The sequence below is a fragment of the Pseudoalteromonas sp. KS88 genome (genome assembly GCF_004766475.1).
GTDB lineage: Bacteria > Pseudomonadota > Gammaproteobacteria > Enterobacterales > Alteromonadaceae > Pseudoalteromonas.
Genome location: NZ_PYHV01000019.1, coordinates 304,612 through 323,910 on the forward strand (window position 1 = coordinate 304,612; position 19,299 = coordinate 323,910).

Here is a 19,299-nt window from a genome sequence, read left to right on the forward strand (position 1 = left end):
AAGGAGCCTTAGGCTCCTTTTTTTGTGGAAAAAATAAAATTTTGCGGTAAGCCTCTTAAAAAGCAAGATAGGAAGTAGTGATTTAACTTCTACTAAGCCGATATAATAATTACAAATAAATGAGGTAAAAATATATTTTGAATTGGCAATCTCTAGTCGATGACCGCCAACGCTTCTTCTGGGTCCTACAAGTTGCAGGTTGGATAGGTTACGCTCTCGTAAATTACATTGGCTCAAAAGTCTTTGAAATGCGTGATATTTACGTATTTGTCATTGTGCTTAACGCTTATGCCGGATGTTTAATGACGGTGCCACTTCGTTATATGTATCGAAAAGCATGGAATGCATCTCCTTGGATTCTTATGTTAGTGGTTTTTAGTGCTTCGTATGTTACCGGAACATTATGGGCTGTGGTGCAAAAGTTTAACTTGTGGGAAATATACCGCCATGGTTATAGACCTAATGAATGGTTTTATTACTTTCAGCAAGGGCTTGATTCGGTATATATAATTTTATGTTGGAGCGGCCTGTATTTTGGTATTAAGTATTACCAGCTACTTCAAAGCGAACGCCAAAAAGCACTAAAAGCCACCACAATGGCTCATGAAGCACAGCTTAAAATGCTGCGCTACCAGCTCAACCCTCACTTTTTATTTAATACGCTTAATGCAATTTCGACCTTAGTTTTAGTTAAAGAAAACAAAGATGCTAATTTGATGGTGTCAAAACTAAGTGACTTTCTAAGGTATACGCTTAATACTGATCCAATAAAAAAAGTGCCATTAGAGCAAGAACTACACGCGTTGATGTTATACCTAGAAATTGAACGAGTGCGATTTGATGAACGTTTGAAAGTAAATGTTGAGGTTAGTGATGAAGCAAAAAATGCACTGGTACCGAGTTTAATCTTACAACCCATCATTGAAAATGCGATTAAATACGCAATTGCTCATCTAGCAGAAGGTGGCCAGATTGACATAAAAGCACAAGTATTTGCTAATGAACTATTATTGGAAGTAGGTGATAATGGCCCGGGTACTGAGTTACTCAATGGTCAACTAGTCAATGCACAAGGTGTAGGTATTGCGAATACTAAAGATCGTTTAAAAACTTTGTATGAGAACAACTATTCGTTTGTATTGTCACATAATACGCCAAGTGGATTAAAAGTTAATTTGCGCGTTCCATTTGAGAAGGCTATGAAAAAATGAGCAAGATTAAAACCCTAATTGTCGATGACGAACCTTTAGCACGTAGAGGCTTAGCAGTAAGGTTGGAAGAGTTCGATGAGATTGAGGTTATAAAACTGTGTAATTCAGGTCAAGAGGCTATAGATGCTTGTCATGCAGAGCAGATAGATTTAGTTTTTTTAGATATTCAAATGCCAGGAATGAACGGTTTTGAGGTGGCACGTGCACTAAGTGAAAGTGTTAGAGCATTACCCGCTATTGTATTCGTAACGGCGTTTGATCAGTTCGCGGTCAAAGCGTTTGAAATACATGCTTTAGATTATATTCTTAAACCAGTCGATGACAACAGACTAAAACAGGCGGTAGAAAAAGTGCATACTTATTTAAAAACTCAACAAGACAACGCCCATAAAAAGAAATTAGCTAGTTTTGTAGCAGGTATTACAGGAAATAATTGTGAAGAGATTTTAAAGAAGTTAGCCACTGGCGATACATTATCAGATAAACGTTACCCAGAATCTCTAGCGGTAAAAGAGCAGGGTGAAATTATCAGAGTGCCTGTTGCGACAATTCAGTGGGTTGATGCCGCTGGTGATTATATGTGTTTGCATTGCCAAGATGGCCAAACTCATATTTTACGTAAAACAATGAAAGAGCTCGAGCAAGAATTAGACCCTAAATTATTTGTCAGGGTACACAGAAGTGCGATTGTGAATACAAAACAAATAAGTAAGCTTGTAACACAAGTCAGTGGTGAATATTTACTTGTTCTAGACAATGGTCAAGAACTAAAGGTAAGCCGTAGCTATCGAGATAAAGTCAAAGCTGCACTGGCGAGTTAAGTCAAATGTAGGGCATATAACAAGCTACCAATTAAAAACGCGAACCATTATGCTCGCGTTTTAAGTTTAGCAATATTATTAGGCAACAGTTACAATTTTCATTGTGTTGGTTGCGCCGATAGTTTCCATTGCATCACCGTGAGTAATGATTACAGTATCGCCTGAACTGAGTGAACCGGCAGCAACAAGCGTACCAAGTGCATCTTTAACCATATTGTCTTTTTCACATTGTGTTGAGTCAAAGAAAACAGGGTAAACACCGCGATAAAGCGCTGTTTGACCTAGAGTACTTGCATGACGTGAAAGAGAGAAAATAGGTAAGCCTGAGCTAATACGTGACATTAGCTTAGCAGTACTGCCTGATTCAGTAAGCGTTACGATGGCTTTGATTGAATCTAAGTGATTCGCTGCATACATTGCAGACAAGGCAATTGATTCAGCGTTTGAAGAAAAGCGGCTATCTAAGCGGTGCTTAGAAACATGGGTTTCTTTTTGTGATTCTGCCCCAAGACAAACACGCGCCATTGTAGCAACGGTTTCTTCAGGGTAATCACCCGCAGCAGTTTCTGCTGACAACATCACAGCATCTGTACCATCTAGAACAGCATTTGCAACATCCATAACTTCTGCTCGCGTTGGCATAGGGTTATCGATCATCGATTCCATCATTTGTGTAGCGGTAACAACAGTACGATTAAGAGAGCGGGCACGGCTTATAATGAGTTTTTGTTTTCCCATTAAAGCTGCATCACCTATTTCAACACCTAAATCACCACGGGCAACCATAACTGAATCTGATGCAAGCACGATGTCATCAATTGCCTCAACAGTTTCAACGGCTTCAGCACGTTCAATTTTAGCGAGTAATTGCGCCTTAGAACCTGCAGCTTCTGCAAGTGAGCGCACATAGCGCATGTCATCGCCACTACGCGGGAATGATACAGCAATATAATCAACATCGATTTCAGCAGCTGTGATTAAATCTTCTTTATCTTTTTCTGTGAATGCTGGGGCTGTTAAACCACCACCTAAACGGTTAATCCCTTTATTATTCGATAGAACACCACCTACTGTAACGGTAGTATGAACAAGATGACCCTCAACACTTTGTACTGTTAATTGAATTAAGCCATCATTTAATAAAAGTAGGTCACCAGGAGAAACATCTTGTGGTAATTCTTTATAATCAATACCTACCGCATTAATGTCGCCTTCGCCTTTTTCCATTTGTGCATCAAGTATAAAATTAGCGCCAACTTCTAAAGTTACTTTGCCTTCTTTAAATGTAGAAACACGAATTTTAGGTCCTTGCAAATCAGCCAAGATAGCAACGTGCTTGCCTAAGTTATTTGCGATATCACGAACAGCTTGTGCGCGGTCTTTATGGTCTTGTGCTACGCCATGTGAGAAGTTCAAACGCACTACGTTTGCACCAGCACGGATGATTTTTTCTAGGTTGTTATCACGATCGGTTGCAGGTCCAAGGGTAGCGACTATTTTTGTGCGTCTAAGCATCAAATTCTCCTGTGGGCTTACTGAGTAAGCAGGTTGACGGTTATATTCGTTTTTACATATTTATGTTTATACACAAATATAGACTTTAAGGCAGTGAGAACACATTATATAAACAAAGTGTTATTTTATTGCTGCCAATATTTATACAAAATTAATATTACGACATTATGACACCGGTGTCAGCCTCAGTCAATGTCCTAATTGATGTTAAATAATCCCTGTGGTGCTCGTTGTTTGATATAATAAACGAACGTGCATAAAGGCAGTTGCTTCAACTCAAGCTCGCAATTTTAAGTGGCTTGGGTATAATGCGCGCGGTATTATTTTCATTTACTAACCAATAGTTGTTACCGAGGAGGACACTAAATGCAAGTTGCATTAGTAGGGTTAGGCGTTATGGGTAAAAATCTGGCTCTAAACCTGATAGAAAAAGGGCTGACACTCGTAGCTTATGATAAAAACCCCGATGCGGGCGAAGAATTATTAAGTTGTGCTAAATCCCAAGGCATGGCGGATCGTCTGCATATTGTGTCTGATTTAAATGACATGGTTAAAAGGTTAACAGCACCTCGTTCAATTTTACTGTTAGTCCCTGCTGGTGAACTGGTTGATAAAGTGTGTACTGAACTAGTAGAAGCTGGCGTTGAATGTGACGATATTATTGTTGATTGTGGTAACAGTAATTACAAAGATGGTATTACTCGCAAATTAAAGTATCAAAACAAGTTTGAGTTTGCCACCATGGGTATTTCTGGCGGTGCTGAAGGTGCACGTCACGGGCCAGCAATGATGGCGAGTGGTTCAGAGGGCGGTTGGGAGCGTGTCGAGCCGTGGTTTGAAAAGGTTGCAGCAAGCTACAAAGGTGATTCATGTTTCGCCCGAGTGGGTCAATCAGCAAGCGGTCACTTTGTAAAAATGGTTCATAATGGTATTGAATATGCCTTGATGCAACTTATTGCCGAGATGTATCAGTTACTTCGTTTAGGAACAAAGCGTTCACCAAAAGAAGTAGCCGCTATTTTTGAACAGTGGTCAGAAGGTGACTTAAACAGCTACTTATTATCTATTTCTAGCCATATCTTATCTTTAGAAACGGATAGTGATGAGTCATTAGTTGATTTAATTGACAACAAAGTAGGCGCCAAAGGCACTGGTCTTTGGACAGCACAAAATGCTTTAGAGCTTGGTATTGCAGTTCCATCGTTAGTTGCGGCTGTACAAGCTCGCCATTTAACAAATACATGCGATACTCACGCTGCAAAGGAAATGACTTATGCGGCAAAATCTACCACTGAAGTTGAACTTGATTTAGAAGAGCTTAAAGAAGCATTTTTACTTGCTAGTTTACTTGCTTATCGTCAAGGTCTTGCATTAATCAAAGGGGCATCACGAGCGCATCAGTGGAAAGTTGATTTGTCTAAAACGCTACAAACATGGCGTGCTGGCTGTATTATTCGTGCCGATTACTTAGATAATATTGCTCAAGGTGTTGAGTTTATTGACACGCTAGGAAAAGAAGCTATTTCATTACGTAAGATCACAGGTCAAGCAATGATGACAGGCTTAGCATTTCCAGTGTTAAGTTCAACACAGACCTATTTTGCAACGCTCACAACACCAAGTAATGGTCATTTAGTCCAAGCCCAACGCGACTATTTTGGTGAGCATGGAATTAAAACTCATAGTGGTGAAGTGTGTCATTTAACTGATTTAGTCGAGATAGACGCTAAAGTACGTTAATACCCTTTACATTAAAGAGTGCACTAAAAAGCCAGCTAAATTAGCTGGCTTTTTTGATCGCGTTCTATATTTGGTACAAATGACTTGTTTGACTATAGTTATGTAACCTAGTCTTTTGTGTGACGGTTAAGCCACGCCTTTCGGACTGAACGGCGCCAAAGTAAGTCGATCCCAAAGTAGCCTATCAGTGAAGCAGCTGTTGCACATATCAAAGAACCTAGTAAAAACGCGGGGCCAATTGTAGTTAGGCTTTCGATGAACCATTGCCAACTTGGCTCAAAAGCAAAGTGCTGCTCTGATTGGCCAAGTGCAATAGTGCCTACAATATATGAGCAATAAAAAATAGGTGGCATAGTTAAAGGATTTGTTATCCAAACTACAGCGACAGAGATAGGTAAATTAACTCGTAACGGAATGGCTAATGCGGCGGCCAAAACCATTTGGAATGGAACAGGGATGAAGGCAAAGAACAAACCAACAGAAAAAGCCCCCCGTGCTGAACGGCGATTTAGATGCCATAAATTTGCATCATGGAGTAAACGGCCAAAAATTTGTAAAAATTTATGCTGTTTAATCGTATTGTGATCGGGTAAAAACCGTTGGATCGTTTTTTTAGCCATTTAAAGCAACCATTTACATCAGTGTGGTTAAGCATTGGGTTTGTTATTGGTTGTGTTATAACCGTATTTTATTATCAGACCCTTGTATTTACTCTTTTCACATTATTAATTGTGATAGCAAGTGCCTATTTTAAGCCGTTTTTACCCGTAATGTTAGGTTTTATTTGCGGGATTTTAGCTGTTTGGTTACATTTTTTATGTTTTTATTCTATCTCTTCACAAAAATTGAGTGTAAATCAACCAGAACTTGTGACGTTTGTCGTGCAAGAGATCATTTCTCAACGGGATAGTACGTATTTAAAAGCAGCTATCACTTATCCTAAAAACCTTACACGAATTAAATCTCCTAAAGTATTAGTTACTTTAAAAACTGAGTATCCAATAAAGGTAGGTAGTACCGTCACAACTTGGCTAAAGTTAACCAAATACCGCAGTCAAAAAAATGTTGCTGGGTTTGATAAAGAGCGTGCTGCATTTAGTCATCGTATCTTGTTTAAAGCAAAACAAGTAAGTACAGCAATACAAATATCAAATGCTGTAGCACCAAATTTAATTAATAAATATCGGCGAAATATTCAAAATATTTATGATGGTACTCATATGAGCTGGCTATATTATGCCCTTATGACGGGTGATAAAAGCTTAATGTCCTATGATCATAAACAAACACTTCAAGCTTTTGGAATTAGTCACTTATTAGCTATTTCTGGCTTACACATAGGGCTTGTGTTTAGCATTGGTTATTTTGCTTTTAAGTATGCCCTTTGGTTTTTTATTCGCACTATCAAACAGACTGTCAATTTATCAATTTACTACAGTGCTGCAGGTTTTTGCTTAGCGTTTTGTTATGTCTATCTAAGTGACTTTTTAGTTTCTGCAAGTCGGGCGTTAATCATGTTAGCCTGTATTTTGATAGTCTATTATTCATCTAAGCAGGCACTTAGGTGGCGCGCCTTATTGTTTGCACTCGTCCTAATTTTAGCTATTGACCCATTCAGTTTACTAAACCCAGGGCTGTATCTGTCATTTGTTGCTGTGGGTGTGATTTTTGTTTTAGTTGATCGAAGGCCATTTGGCAAATTCACATTTTTTACATTCTTTAAAGGCTTAGTAGTGCTGCAATGTGCACTTTTTGTAGGTTTACTTCCATTAACCCTATTTTTCTTTCATGGGGTTAGTTTGATTGGCCTTTTAGTAAACCTAATTGCTGTCCCGCTCATAAGCTTTATTGTTATGCCGACTTTACTATTTATTAGTCTGCTCAGTCCGGCTATTGATATGACCTTAATATTATCTTTATTAGATAGTTTAATCCGGTTTTGTTTCGAAGGCCTGCTTTTAATTCCAGTCGAAGTACGTTGGATTAACGCTCCGTCAATTGCTTTACCAGTCATTCTCGCAACCTATTTAAGTGCAATCGTATTTTATATGTTGCCCTATGGAAAAGTTATTAGTTTATTGCCACTTAGTATTATTATTATTGATTATTACCTGACGCCAAAGGCAATTTGGCAAGTAAATGTTTTTGATGTAGGCCATGGCACTATGATCTTGGTAACGAAAGACAATGAAGGCTTTGTATATGATCTAGGCCCGATATACTTTAATCGTTTCACACGAATTTACTCTACCTTAAAACCTTACCTAGAAATCAATCAAATTGAAGTAATACATACAGTAATTAGTCATGATGACAAAGACCACTCTGGTGGCTTGGATGAATGGTTAAAACTTGGTTACGAGCGGACATTTAAAACTACACAGCCAGAAGGTGTTGACTCCTCATGTTTTACACAAACATTAAATTTTAACAATTTACACATCACAATGAGTCATAAAGTAGGAAAACATTATTCTGATAACGATAACTCGTGCATTGTTCACATATCTGATGGCATCAACAGTGTACTCTTACCGGGAGATATTACACAACTTCGTGAGCAAGAATTGATAACAGAAAAAACTCTATTAAAGAGCACTGTGCTTGTAAGTCCGCACCATGGCAGTAAAACATCATCAAGTAATATGTTTATTAAAGCGGTTTCTCCAGAAGTTGTTATTCACTCGACAGCTTTTAAAGGCCAGTGGAATTTGCCACATGAAGAAGTACTAAAACGCTATGACACTATTAATGCACAGCAATACACAACAGCCGAGCATGGTCAAATCATCGTCAAATTTTACAAAAGTGGCTATGAAATAAGCTCTGCGAGGGCACAAAGTGATTGGTTTCTAAAAGATTGAGTTTAGTTTTATGTTGCTGGAGGCTACAATACCCGAAGACTTAGAATTAGAGAGTGTTATGGATCAAACAACATCGCAAATTTACAAGCGTTTGTTATCTTACGTTGGTAATTATAAAAGCATAGCAATTTTAGCTGTTATTGGCATGATCGGTTATTCAGCCATGGATGCATTGTTTATTCAATTGATGAAACCTTTTATCGATCAGGGCCTTAATGAACGTAATAGTGACGTTCTAAAATACGCACCCTTTGTTGTAGTTGCACTTGTGTTTGGTCGTGGTTTTTTTAATTATATGTCATCGTATTGTTTGAGTTACGTCGGCTCGCAAGTGGTGCGGTCTTTACGTCAGCAATTATTCGAGCATATCCTGCATTTACCAGTCTCTTTTCATGATAAAAACTCCTCAGGTGATTTAATATCTAAAATTACCTTTGATACTGAGCAAGTACAACAAGCGATTACCAAGGCTATGCTCATCGTGGTACGTGAAGGCGCTTTTGTGGTGTTTTTACTTACGGTTATGTTCTACACCAGCTGGAAATTGTCTTTAATATTTTTAATCATCATTCCATTAGTAGCTGTTATTGTCAGCATTGTGTCAAAGCGTTTTCGTCATATCTCCAAAAACATTCAGTCAGCGATGGGTCAAGTGACGCGTAGCTCAGAGCAAATGCTCAGTGGACACAAAGTCATTCATGGTTTTGGCGGGCAAAAGCAAGAAATTGATCAATTCGCGACTATTAATAATCACAACCGTCAGCAACGTATTAAAATGGATGCGACAAAAGCGCTGAGTGTTTCAGTGATTCAAATATTGGCGGCCAGTGCTATGGCAGTTATTTTATTTGTAGTATCGATGCCATCAATGATCGACACAATTAGCTCTGGTGATTTTGTTGTACTTATTTCATCGATGATGATGTTGTTACGTCCGTTAAAGCAACTTGCTAACGTCAATAGCGATTTACAACGCGGTATTTCTGCTGCACAAAGTATTTTTTTAGTACTAGATGAAGAAGTAGAAAAAGATACCGGCACAATAAGCGTTGATAAAGTAAAAGGGTTAATCGAAGTTAAAAATGTAACCTTTAATTACCCAACAAAAGAAGAGCCTGTATTACGTGATTTATCACTGACCATTAAAGCCGGAGAAAGTATTGCTTTAGTGGGCCGTTCTGGCTCTGGTAAGTCCACTATTTCAAATTTATTACCTCGTTATTATGACTTACAAGCACCTAGTGAAATCTTATTAGACGGCATTGCACTGAGCGACTATAAACTTGCTGATTTACGAAAACAGTTTGCGTTAGTGTCGCAACAAGTGGTGCTATTTAACGACACCATTGCAAATAATATCAGCTATGGCATTACACGTACATTGAGTGATGATGAGCTGTTAGCCGTCGCTAAACAAGCCCATGTATGGGAATTTGTAAAAGATTTACCTGCAGGTCTAAATACAATGGTGGGTGAAAACGGGGTGATGCTCTCAGGTGGCCAACGCCAACGTATTGCTATTGCTCGAGCTATATTGAAAGACGCCCCTATTTTGATATTAGATGAAGCTACATCAGCACTTGATACTGAATCTGAAAAGTTGATCCAGCAAGCACTCGATCAATTAATGAAAGAAAAAACATCGATTGTTATTGCGCATCGGCTATCAACAATCGAAAAAAGCGACCGAATCTACGTGATTGATAATGGCCAAGTTATTGAAAGTGGAGACCATAAGGCGCTACTTGAAAACAACGGTACTTATGCTGCTTTATGTAAAATGCAGTTTGGTGAGCAAGGGTGAACAAAATAGAACAAAGCTGGTATAAAAGCTTTAGCTTTTTAACCTTATTACTTTTGCCATTGAGCGGGCTTTTTTGGCTTATTTCAACGTTACGTAGTGTAGGTTACAAATTAGGGCTGTTTGAGCAATTTAAAGGCAAAGTGCCGGTCATTGTAGTGGGTAATATTAGTGTCGGCGGCAATGGTAAAACACCGTTTGTTATTTGGCTTGCGCAATATTTACAGCAACACGATTTAAACGTGGCAGTTATTAGCCGCGGTTACGGTGGCTCTTCTGATGTGTACCCTTTGATTGTTGATAGTGCAACCACACCAACGCAAGCAGGGGATGAACCTGTACTTATTCAGCGCCGATTAGGGTGTCCTGTTGTTGTAGGCCCTGATAGAAAAGCCAATATAAAGCGATTAATTGCACACTACGATGTAGACATCATTATTTCAGACGACGGCATGCAGCATTATAAAATGGCTCGTGACATAGAGTGTTGTATTGTCGACAGCGAGCGGCGCTTTGGTAATGGCTTTTTGATGCCAGCGGGGCCACTACGTGAAACTACAAAACGTTTAAAATCAGTTGATTTAGTCATAGAAAATGGAGGTGCTGATAAATTTAGTTATCAATTACAGGCATCTACTTTATTAAATGTGGCTACTGGTGAAAAAACTAAAGATCAATTACATAGTGCGCATGCAGTAAGTGCAATTGGTAATCCTGTACGGTTTGAAAATACACTACAAGCTTGTGGTGTTAAGCTGCTTTCTACGGCTCACTATCGTGATCATTATGCTTATTCACCCGCTGATTTTGAAAAATATAACGATGACATTGTCATTATGACAGAGAAAGATGCGGTAAAATGCCGTGCTTTTGCTAAACCAAATTGGTACTTTTTACCTGTTGATGCTAAACCATCAACTGCGGTAATCAATAAACTCAATCTTTTACTCAAAGAAAAAGGGATCCTCGATGGCCTTTGATACAAAACTACTTGAAATTATCGCTTGCCCAGTATGTAAGGGTAAATTACGCCTAGACAAAGATAATAACGAACTAATCAGCACGGCAGCAAAATTAGCTTACCCGATTGTTGATGACATTCCAGTATTACTTGAAAACGAAGCGAGAGAGTTAAGCCAAGAAGAGGTAGACAAGTGGAATTCGTAGTCGTCATTCCTGCGCGTTACGCATCAACACGATTGCCAGGTAAACCCCTTGCCGATATTTGTGGTAAGCCGATGATTCAACACGTGTATGAGAAAGCACTTGCTTCTGGTGCAAGTAAGGTTGTTATTGCAACCGATCATCAAAAAGTCTTCGAGGCGGTCAATACGTTTACAAGTGATGTACTAATGACACGTGAAGACCATCAGTCCGGTACTGAGCGCTTAGCAGAAGTAATGGACTTACTTAATCTCAGTGATGACACCATCGTTGTTAATGTGCAAGGTGATGAGCCATTACTTGCTAGCGAAAATGTGAGTCAAGTAGCTGAACTGTTGGCTAATTCAGTTGCACCAATGGCCACTCTGAGTGTTGCCATTGAAGAGATTGAGGAAGTATTTAATCCAAATGCAGTAAAAGTCGTGAGCGACGTTCATAAAAATGCGCTTTACTTTTCTCGTGCGAGCATTCCATTTGATCGCGCCAACATGATGAATTCAGCTAATAACGCGTTTGTTGATAAAGCAAACTACCAACGTCATGTGGGTATTTATGCTTATCGTGCAGGGTTTATTAAACAATACATTGAACTTAGTCCTTCACCGCTGGAACAATTAGAGTCTTTAGAGCAGTTACGTGTGCTTTATCATGGCCACCAGATAAAGATTGAGCAAGCTCAAGTTACACCTCATGCAGGTGTTGATACCCCTGAAGATTTAGCGCGTGTAGTGCATTATTTAAAAAGTAATTCGTTGAGTGAATAAGCCGTTACCTTTAACAGTTATTGCTGAACACAAAGACTTTTATGTCATCGAAAAACCAGCAGGGCTAAACTTCCATAGTGAAGAGGGCCCTGGTTTTGTGGTTTTAGCTGAGCAACAATTGAATGAAAAATTATTTTCTGTTCATCGGCTAGATAAAGTCACCTCAGGATTAATTATATTAGCGCGAAGCAGCCAATCTGCAGCCCAGTTTACACGGCTTTTTACTGCGCATGAGGTTGATAAGTTTTATTTGGCTTTGTCAGACGCTAAGCCAAAGAAAAAACAAGGCTGGGTAAAAGGAGACATGACTAAGTCTCGTCGAAGTAGCTTTAAGCTTTTAAAGACTCAAACTAACCCAGCTATTACACGGTTTTATTCATTCAGTGTAGCTGCCAATTTACGCGGATATATATTAAAACCGTACTCGGGTAAAACGCACCAATTGCGTGTAGCATTAAAAAGCATAGCTGCCCCGATTTTAGGTGATGCACTGTATGGTGGCACTGATTGCCAACGTACCTATTTACATGCTTATGCCCTGTGCTTTACCTGGCAAAATGAGCGGTTTGAGTTTATTTGCAAACCAAATAGCGATGCACTTTATGAGCAATTAATTAAACATGATAACTTTTACACATGGCAACAGCCATGGAACTTGGATTGGTAAATGACAGACTCAGTAACAGATATTCGTTTTGGTGGTATAAAGCGCTTATATGGTCATGAGCATTTTGCTTGGCTTCAAAGTGCACATTTTTGTGTTATTGGTATCGGTGGCGTAGGTAGTTGGACTGCAGAAGCGTTAGCCCGAACAGGTGTTGGTAAACTCACGCTTATTGACCTTGATGATATATGCGCGACCAACGTGAACCGCCAAATTCATGCACTAACAGGCACTGTTGGTGAGGCTAAAGTTGATGCCATGAAAGCGCGGTGCCAGCTAATTAATCCAGAGTGTGAAATTGATGTCATCGATGATTTTATTACTTTAGATAACATACGTGAGCATATTCAAGGTTTTGATTATGTCATTGATTGTATCGATGCAGTAAAAGAAAAAGCAGCACTTATTGCTCATTGTAAGCGCAATAAGCTGCCTATTATTACAACGGGTGGTGCAGGCGGTCAAACTGATCCGAGCCAAATAACATTTGGTGATGTCGCAAAATCAACACAAGATCCACTACTTGCGAAAGTTCGCTATATTTTACGAAAACAGTACAACTTTAGTAGCAATCCTAAGCGTAAATTTAATATCGATTGTGTTTATTCAACTGAGCAACTCGTATACCCGGGTTCAGATGGAAGCGTGTGTCATGCAAAACAAAACGCAGATGGTTCTATGAATATGGATTGTAATAATGGTTTTGGCTCAGTGACTATGATCACTGGCAGCTTTGGCTTTTTTGTAGCAGCCAAAGCGGTTCGTAAATATTTAGATAGAAAACAACGGTTAGCTAAGGCTTAAAGCGACTTTTGTTCAGCCATTGCTTGAATACGTTCGACAATGGCTTTGATACCATTACTTCGAGAAGGGCTTAAGTGGCTTATTAAACCCAGCTTTTCAAATTCCTCAAATGCATTTATAGCTAATACTTGACTCGGTGTTAAACCATTATACAAAGATAAAATTAGGGCAAGCAGGCCTTTAACAATACGTGTGTCCGAATCCCCAATAATGACTAAACAGTTTTCTTGCAGGTCAAACTCTAAATACAACCAAACTTTACTCTCACAACCTGGTACAAGTGCAACTGGTGTTTTTAAAACGTCAGGCATTGTCGGTAATTGCTTACCAAGGAGCATGATTTCGCGGTATTTTTGTTGCCATGCGGGAGAATTATTTAGTGTGTCAGCGAGTTCTTTAAACGTTTTATTCATTGCTTATCTACTTTTAATCTAATAAGGCGATGCATTCGTGCAGAGCATTAATGAAAATATCTATATCTTGGTGAGTATTATAAAAACAAAAACTTGCTCGTACACTGCCGTTGATACCCAGATGTGTCATTAAAGGTTGGGTACAATGGTGGCCGCTACGAACGGCAACACCAAATCCATCAAGTAATGTCGCAATATCGAATGGATGTTCGTCTTTGTAATTAAAACAAATGGTCCCAATATTATGTTCTAAATTACTGTAAATTGTGATGCCATCGATTTCATTTAATTTATTAACCGCATAATTAAATAGCCCTTGTTCGTAGTCGTAGGCTGCATTCTTATCAAGTGAAAAAAGATAATCTAATGCGGCAGAAAACCCGATTACACCTGCTATATTTGGTGTGCCTGCTTCAAACTTTGCAGGTGCATCGCGAAACGTGCTGTTGAAAAGGCTTACCGTTTCAATCATTTCTCCACCCGTTTGATAAGGCTGTAAGGCGTTTAAACGCTCATACTTACCATACAGACCACCAACGCCAGTTGGGCCAAGCATTTTGTGTGCAGAGAACACATAAAAGTCACAATCGAGTATATTTAAATCAGGCTGTAGGTGCATCGCGCCTTGAGCACCATCAACGACAGTGATTGTGTTAAAACCTTTTACAGTACTAAGCAATGGGCTTAGGTTTGTTATATTTCCCAATGCATTTGATGCATGAGTGAGCGCAAGCACGGTTGGTTTTACTTGTTTTAAAAATTCAATACAGGCTGACATATTGAATGTTGCATCTGCTTCAAGCGGTAATATATGTAATTTAGCACCAGTTTTAAGTGCTAATTGTTGCCAAGGGACGATGTTTGCATGATGTTCAAGTGGGGTAATAACGATACTTGAATTTTTATCAAGTTGTTCAGTTAATCCACAAGCAATTAGGTTTAATGCCTCAGTAGCACCTTTAGTCCAAACAATTTCACGGCTTTGCACATTAAAATATTGGGCAACTTTATCACGCGCTTTTTCGTAGGCTGTTGTTGCTTGTTCACTGAGTGAATGACGACCTCTATGAACATTTGCATTCTGCTGTGTGTAAAAAAGCTCTGTCGCAGCAATAACTGACTGGGGCTTTTGTGACGTTGCAGCAGAGTCTAAATAAACTAATGGTTGATTGTTTATCTGCTGCGTTAAAATGGGAAAATCAGCACGAATTTTTTCAACAGCAAACATAGAAAAACCAAACAATAAAAAGTAGCAGGGATTGTAATAGCTTTAATATAATTCTCAACTATTAAACACAAAAAAGGCCGCAAAAGCGGCCTTTTTGGCATTAATAAAAATTAACGCTTGTCTGTAGATACGTAATCACGATGTGTGTGACCAGTATAAAGCTGACGTGGACGGCTGATCTTATGACCAGGTTGAGAAAGCATCTCATCCCAGTGTGTGATCCAACCTACAGTACGTGCCATTGCGAAGATCACAGTGAACATGCTTGTAGGAATACCAATTGCTTTTAAGATGATACCTGAGTAGAAATCTACGTTAGGGTAAAGTTTCTTCTCAACAAAGTATGGGTCTTCAAGTGCAATTTGCTCAAGCTTCATTGCAATATCAAGCAATGGATCTTGAATGTTTAGCTCTTCTAATACTTCGTGACATGTTTGACGCATTACTGTTGCACGTGGATCGAAGTTTTTATAAACACGGTGACCAAAGCCCATTAGACGGAACGGGTCCGCTTTATCTTTTGCTTTAGCTACGTATTCGTCGATGCGGTCAACTGAACCAATTTCTTCTAACATGTTTAAGCATGCTTCGTTAGCACCGCCGTGAGCAGGGCCCCATAAAGATGCAATACCTGCTGCGATACAAGCATACGGGTTAGCACCAGAAGAACCAGCAAGTCGAACAGTCGATGTTGAAGCATTTTGTTCGTGGTCAGCGTGAAGCATAAAGATTTTATCCATTGCTTTAGCTGTTACTGGGTTAACTTTATACTCTTCGGCAGGTACAGAGAACATCATGTGTAAGAAATTTTCTGCGTAGCTTAAGTCGTTACGTGGGTAAACGAATGGTTGACCAATGTTTGTTTTGTAAGCCATAGCTGCAATAGTAGGTAGCTTTGCTACTAACTTGATTGCACTTGTTTTACGCTGGTTTGCATCAGTGATATCAAGGTCTTCATGGTAAAAAGAAGATAAAGCACCAACCACACCACATAGCATTGCCATAGGGTGTGCATCAAAACGGAAACCTTGGAAGAAGTTAGCGATTTTTTCATCAAGCATGGTACTACGAGTGACTTGCTCTGCAAACTCAGTGTACTGCTCTTTAGTTGGTAATTCACCATTCAACAATAAGTAACAAAGTTCAACATAATCTGAACCTTCAGCTAATTGTTCGATTGGGTAGCCACGGTGAAGTAGGATGCCTTTGCCGCCATCAATATATGTGATTGAAGACTCGCAAGAACCAGTCGACATGAAACCCGGGTCATAAGTAAAATGACCATGAGAGCCAAGTGTACGTACGTCAATTACATCTTGTCCTGCAGTACCCTGGTAAATCGGAAGTTCGATTGGATCTAGACCATCAATATGGACTGTGGCTTTCTTATCCGCCATCTATTTATCTCCTATTAAGATAACAACTCTGATTGTTATGTTCTGAATCTGTTTAAGCACATCCTTTCCATTTTAACGTGAAAGAGGGGGTTAAAGTCAATTTTTATAAATATTATGCATAAATGTATAATAAATATTCTGTCAGGATTAAATATTATACCATTGGCTAATTCGCAAACGTCTCTAACTAAACAAGAATTGTAAAAAGACCTTTGGCTATATATACTATCGAAGGTTTTATACCGTATTGTCTGTAGGTAAATATTATTTTTACATCTAATTTTTGCATTAATGTGAACTTTATTCGTAACCAATAAGTTTACTTAGATAGTTCCATCAAAAAAATTTCTTTTTTGGTGGGTTTTAGAAAAACAAGTAGATGAGCCCCTATGTGGGCAAGATGGGCAAGTAACTGTGAAAAAGCAAAGACCTGTAAATCTAGATCTAACAACTATATCTATGCCGGCAACGGCTAAAGCATCAATATTTCACCGCGTCACCGGTGTTGCATTATTTTTTGCTTTAACGTTTGTCATTTGGGCTTGGTCTGAGTCTCTCTCTTCTGCCGAAGGTTTTGAATTCGTCAAGGGTCTGTTTAGCGGATTCATTGCCAAATTTATAGCTTGGGGCACCATTTCTGTATTGGCGTATCACCTTATCGGTGGTATCCGTCATATCATTATGGATATGGGACATTGGGAAGAACTTGAATCAGGTAACTTCAGCGCTAAAATTGCGATGGCACTTGGCGTTGTGGCTTCTGTATTAGCAGGGGTGTGGATATGGTTTTAAATCAAGCAACTCTTAAACGTGATGGTGTACAAGATTTTGTATCATTACGTACCACGGCACTAGTGATTACCGCTTACGCGATTTTTATTATTGGCTATTTCTTAGCGACGCCTGAAGTCACTTTCGAAGCATGGCAAGGCCTGTTTTCAAACCTAGCAATGAAAGGGTTTACTCTAATTACCCTTGTTTGCATTATGGTTCACACCCGTATTGGCCTTTGGCAAGTACTAACAGACTATGTTAAATGCGCAAAGTTGCGCGCAGTTTTAGGGTTTGTATTAAACCTTATGGCAGCGGCATACGTAGCTATTGGTCTAATCGTTTTATGGGGTGTTTAAGTGAAATATTCTGTTCGTGAATTTGATGCCGTAGTGATTGGCGCAGGTGGTGCGGGTATGCGTGCTGCTCTTGCAATCACTGAATCAGGTAAAACCTGTGCACTAATCTCTAAAGTTTTCCCAACGCGTTCTCACACTGTGTCAGCACAGGGTGGTATTACGGTTGCGCTGGGTAACTCACATGAAGATAACTGGGAATGGCACATGTACGATACTGTCAAGGGTTCCGATTTTATCGGCGACCAAGATGCTATCGAATACATGTGTAATACAGGCCCAGAAGCTATTACTGAACTTGAAAATATGGGTTTACCATTTTCTCGTTTTGAAAATGGCCGTGTTTACCAACGTCCTTTCGGTGGTCAATCGAAAAACTTTGGTGGTGAACAAGCTGCACGTACAGCAGCTGCTGCTGACCGTACAGGTCATGCATTGTTACACCTTCTTTACCAGCAAAATGTTAAAAACAAAACTAACGTATTCTCTGAGTGGTATGCGCTAGATTTAGTAAAAAATGATGATGGTAATGTTGTTGGTTGTACTGCAATCGATATCGAGACGGGCGAAGTTGTTTACTTCAAGTCTAAAGCGGTTGTATTAGCTACTGGTGGTGCAGGTCGTATCTTCGCATCAACAACTAATGCACACATCAACACTGGTGACGGTGTTGGTATGGCTACTCGTGCTGGTATTTCTATGCAAGACATGGAAATGTGGCAGTTCCACCCAACGGGTATTGCTGGTGCAGGTACACTTGTAACTGAAGGTTGTCGTGGTGAAGGTGGTTATCTTTTAAATAAAGATGGCGAACGTTTCATGGAACGTTATGCACCTAACGCAAAAGATTTAGCGTCACGTGATGTTGTTGCCCGTTCAATGATGACAGAGATTCGTGAAGGTCGTGGTTGTGATGGTCCTTGGGGTCCACACATCAAGCTAAAACTTGACCATTTAGGTGAAGAAACGCTTAATCTACGTCTTCCAGGCGTTTGTGACTTAGCTAAAACATTTGCACATGTTGATCCAGCTAAAGAGCCAATTCCAGTAATTCCAACATGTCACTACATGATGGGTGGCGTGCCAACTAATGTAAATGGACAAGCACTGCAAATCGATGCCAATGGTAACGAGAAAGTAGTTGAAGGTTTATTTGCAGTGGGTGAAATTGCGTGTGTATCTGTACACGGTGCAAACCGCTTAGGTGGTAACTCACTACTTGATTTAGTTGTATTTGGTCGTGCTGCAGGTAACTTCCTTGGTACTTACCTAAATGATGTTGAAGTATCTAAGAATGCTTCTGATTCAGACCTAGAGGCGTCACTTGCACGCTTTAATCGTTGGGAAAACTCAACAGTTGGTCAAGGTGAAGACCCAGTACAAATTAAGAAAGACCTACAGCAATGTATGCAATTGAATTTCTCGGTTTTCCGTGAAGGTGATTCAATGGCATCAGGTCTACAAGAGCTTAAAGAAATTCGTGAACGTTTACAGCATGCACGTCTTGATGACAAGTCATCAGATTTCAATACTGCACGTATCGAATGTCTAGAGCTAGACAACTTAATGGAAACAGCATACTCAACAGCAGTAGCTGCAAACTTCCGTACTGAAAGCCGTGGTGCACACTCTCGCTTTGACTTCCCAGATCGTGATGATACGAACTGGTTATGTCACTCAATTTTCAATCCAACTACGGATGAAATGAGCAAGCGTGATGTAAACTATGCGCCTAAGATGCGTGAAGCATTTCCACCTAAAGCACGTACATACTAGGAGCGAGACG

At 39.5% G+C, this 19,299-nt stretch carries 18 protein-coding genes; 13 read left to right on the plus strand and 5 right to left on the minus strand.

Annotated elements, in window-relative coordinates:
- Positions 1–137 precede the first annotated feature (137 nt).
- Complete coding sequence (locus C7Y70_RS13690) at positions 138–1,211, plus strand: histidine kinase (protein ID WP_099293614.1); 1,074 nt, start codon at positions 138–140, stop codon at positions 1,209–1,211.
- Positions 1,208–2,032 carry a LytTR family DNA-binding domain-containing protein gene (locus C7Y70_RS13695; protein ID WP_099293615.1) on the plus strand — a complete coding sequence of 275 codons (825 nt, stop codon included), beginning with the start codon at positions 1,208–1,210 and terminating at the stop codon, positions 2,030–2,032. The genes C7Y70_RS13690 and C7Y70_RS13695 overlap by 4 nt, the downstream gene beginning before the upstream one ends.
- Positions 2,033–2,110: 78 nt before the next feature.
- Here C7Y70_RS13695 and pyk read toward each other — a convergent pair whose 3' ends face one another.
- Entirely contained in the window at positions 2,111–3,547 is a 1,437-nt protein-coding gene (pyk, locus tag C7Y70_RS13700; protein WP_135475312.1) for a pyruvate kinase, read from the minus strand.
- Between the two features lie 366 nt (positions 3,548–3,913).
- On the opposite strand from pyk, the gene gndA reads away from it, so the two are divergent.
- Positions 3,914–5,287, plus strand: a complete 1,374-nt coding sequence (gene gndA / locus C7Y70_RS13705; protein ID WP_099293617.1) for an NADP-dependent phosphogluconate dehydrogenase — start codon at positions 3,914–3,916, stop codon at positions 5,285–5,287.
- A gap of 107 nt (positions 5,288–5,394) precedes the next feature.
- On the opposite strand, the gene C7Y70_RS13710 is transcribed toward gndA, so the two are convergent.
- On the minus strand, positions 5,395–5,907 hold the full coding sequence (locus tag C7Y70_RS13710; protein ID WP_099293618.1) for a DUF2062 domain-containing protein: 513 nt from the start codon (positions 5,905–5,907) through the stop codon (positions 5,395–5,397).
- On the opposite strand from C7Y70_RS13710, the gene C7Y70_RS13715 reads away from it, so the two are divergent.
- The 7 genes from C7Y70_RS13715 to tcdA are packed head-to-tail and all read left to right on the plus strand — an operon-like array spanning position 5,887 to position 13,348.
- Positions 5,887–8,151: a DNA internalization-related competence protein ComEC/Rec2 gene (locus C7Y70_RS13715; protein ID WP_135475313.1), complete on the plus strand. Its 2,265-nt coding sequence runs from the start codon at positions 5,887–5,889 to the stop codon at positions 8,149–8,151. The genes C7Y70_RS13710 and C7Y70_RS13715 overlap by 21 nt on opposite strands.
- 58 nt (positions 8,152–8,209) lie before the next feature.
- The gene (msbA, locus tag C7Y70_RS13720; RefSeq protein WP_135475314.1) at positions 8,210–9,955 is read left to right on the plus strand and encodes a lipid A export permease/ATP-binding protein MsbA; all 1,746 of its coding nucleotides are present in this window, start codon (positions 8,210–8,212) and stop codon (positions 9,953–9,955) included.
- Positions 9,952–10,932 (plus strand): tetraacyldisaccharide 4'-kinase, encoded by a 981-nt coding sequence (gene lpxK / locus C7Y70_RS13725; RefSeq protein WP_099293620.1) that lies wholly within the window; start codon positions 9,952–9,954, stop codon positions 10,930–10,932. The genes msbA and lpxK overlap by 4 nt, the downstream gene beginning before the upstream one ends.
- Positions 10,922–11,119, plus strand: coding sequence for a Trm112 family protein (locus tag C7Y70_RS13730; RefSeq protein ID WP_099293621.1), 198 nt, complete (start codon positions 10,922–10,924; stop codon positions 11,117–11,119). The genes lpxK and C7Y70_RS13730 overlap by 11 nt, the downstream gene beginning before the upstream one ends.
- On the plus strand, positions 11,107–11,880 hold the full coding sequence (kdsB, locus tag C7Y70_RS13735; RefSeq protein WP_135475315.1) for a 3-deoxy-manno-octulosonate cytidylyltransferase: 774 nt from the start codon (positions 11,107–11,109) through the stop codon (positions 11,878–11,880). Before C7Y70_RS13730 ends, kdsB begins: the two co-directional genes overlap by 13 nt.
- Positions 11,873–12,547 (plus strand): TIGR01621 family pseudouridine synthase, encoded by a 675-nt coding sequence (locus C7Y70_RS13740; RefSeq protein ID WP_099293623.1) that lies wholly within the window; start codon positions 11,873–11,875, stop codon positions 12,545–12,547. The genes kdsB and C7Y70_RS13740 overlap by 8 nt, the downstream gene beginning before the upstream one ends.
- Complete coding sequence (gene tcdA, locus C7Y70_RS13745) at positions 12,548–13,348, plus strand: tRNA cyclic N6-threonylcarbamoyladenosine(37) synthase TcdA (protein WP_099293624.1); 801 nt, start codon at positions 12,548–12,550, stop codon at positions 13,346–13,348. It abuts the gene before it with no gap.
- Here tcdA and C7Y70_RS13750 read toward each other — a convergent pair.
- From C7Y70_RS13750 to C7Y70_RS13760, 3 genes are all read right to left on the minus strand, one after another.
- Entirely contained in the window at positions 13,345–13,761 is a 417-nt protein-coding gene (locus tag C7Y70_RS13750) for a SufE family protein (protein WP_135475316.1), read from the minus strand. The genes tcdA and C7Y70_RS13750 overlap by 4 nt on opposite strands.
- A 13-nt stretch (positions 13,762–13,774) precedes the next feature.
- Positions 13,775–14,989 (minus strand): SufS family cysteine desulfurase, encoded by a 1,215-nt coding sequence (locus C7Y70_RS13755; protein WP_135475317.1) that lies wholly within the window; start codon positions 14,987–14,989, stop codon positions 13,775–13,777.
- A 110-nt stretch (positions 14,990–15,099) separates the two neighbouring features.
- On the minus strand, positions 15,100–16,386 hold the full coding sequence (locus C7Y70_RS13760; protein ID WP_099293629.1) for a citrate synthase: 1,287 nt from the start codon (positions 16,384–16,386) through the stop codon (positions 15,100–15,102).
- A gap of 414 nt (positions 16,387–16,800) precedes the next feature.
- Here C7Y70_RS13760 and sdhC point away from each other — a divergent pair, with 414 nt between their 5' ends.
- Genes sdhC through sdhA form a run of 3 tightly spaced genes read left to right on the plus strand, consistent with a single transcriptional unit; the run spans position 16,801 to position 19,289 of the window.
- Positions 16,801–17,178 carry a succinate dehydrogenase, cytochrome b556 subunit gene (gene sdhC / locus C7Y70_RS13765; RefSeq protein ID WP_087534157.1) on the plus strand — a complete coding sequence of 126 codons (378 nt, stop codon included), beginning with the start codon at positions 16,801–16,803 and terminating at the stop codon, positions 17,176–17,178.
- The gene (gene sdhD, locus C7Y70_RS13770; protein WP_099293633.1) at positions 17,169–17,516 is read left to right on the plus strand and encodes a succinate dehydrogenase, hydrophobic membrane anchor protein; all 348 of its coding nucleotides are present in this window, start codon (positions 17,169–17,171) and stop codon (positions 17,514–17,516) included. The genes sdhC and sdhD overlap by 10 nt, the downstream gene beginning before the upstream one ends.
- Complete coding sequence (gene sdhA, locus C7Y70_RS13775; RefSeq protein ID WP_099293634.1) at positions 17,517–19,289, plus strand: succinate dehydrogenase flavoprotein subunit; 1,773 nt, start codon at positions 17,517–17,519, stop codon at positions 19,287–19,289.
- Positions 19,290–19,299 lie beyond the last annotated feature (10 nt).

Bases quoted from the DNA above. Each gene is read 5' to 3' on its own strand.
- C7Y70_RS13695 (WP_099293615.1), top strand. From the start codon at position 1,208: ATGAGCAAGATTAAAACCCTAATTGTCGATGACGAACCTTTAGCACGT.
- pyk (WP_135475312.1), bottom strand. From the start codon at position 3,547: ATGCTTAGACGCACAAAAATAGTCGCTACCCTTGGACCTGCAACCGAT.
- gndA (WP_099293617.1), top strand. From the start codon at position 3,914: ATGCAAGTTGCATTAGTAGGGTTAGGCGTTATGGGTAAAAATCTGGCT.
- C7Y70_RS13710 (WP_099293618.1), bottom strand. From the start codon at position 5,907: ATGGCTAAAAAAACGATCCAACGGTTTTTACCCGATCACAATACGATT.
- msbA (WP_135475314.1), top strand. From the start codon at position 8,210: ATGGATCAAACAACATCGCAAATTTACAAGCGTTTGTTATCTTACGTT.
- C7Y70_RS13730 (WP_099293621.1), top strand. From the start codon at position 10,922: ATGGCCTTTGATACAAAACTACTTGAAATTATCGCTTGCCCAGTATGT.
- tcdA (WP_099293624.1), top strand. From the start codon at position 12,548: ATGACAGACTCAGTAACAGATATTCGTTTTGGTGGTATAAAGCGCTTA.
- C7Y70_RS13750 (WP_135475316.1), bottom strand. From the start codon at position 13,761: ATGAATAAAACGTTTAAAGAACTCGCTGACACACTAAATAATTCTCCC.
- C7Y70_RS13755 (WP_135475317.1), bottom strand. From the start codon at position 14,989: ATGTTTGCTGTTGAAAAAATTCGTGCTGATTTTCCCATTTTAACGCAG.
- C7Y70_RS13760 (WP_099293629.1), bottom strand. From the start codon at position 16,386: ATGGCGGATAAGAAAGCCACAGTCCATATTGATGGTCTAGATCCAATC.
- sdhD (WP_099293633.1), top strand. From the start codon at position 17,169: ATGGTTTTAAATCAAGCAACTCTTAAACGTGATGGTGTACAAGATTTT.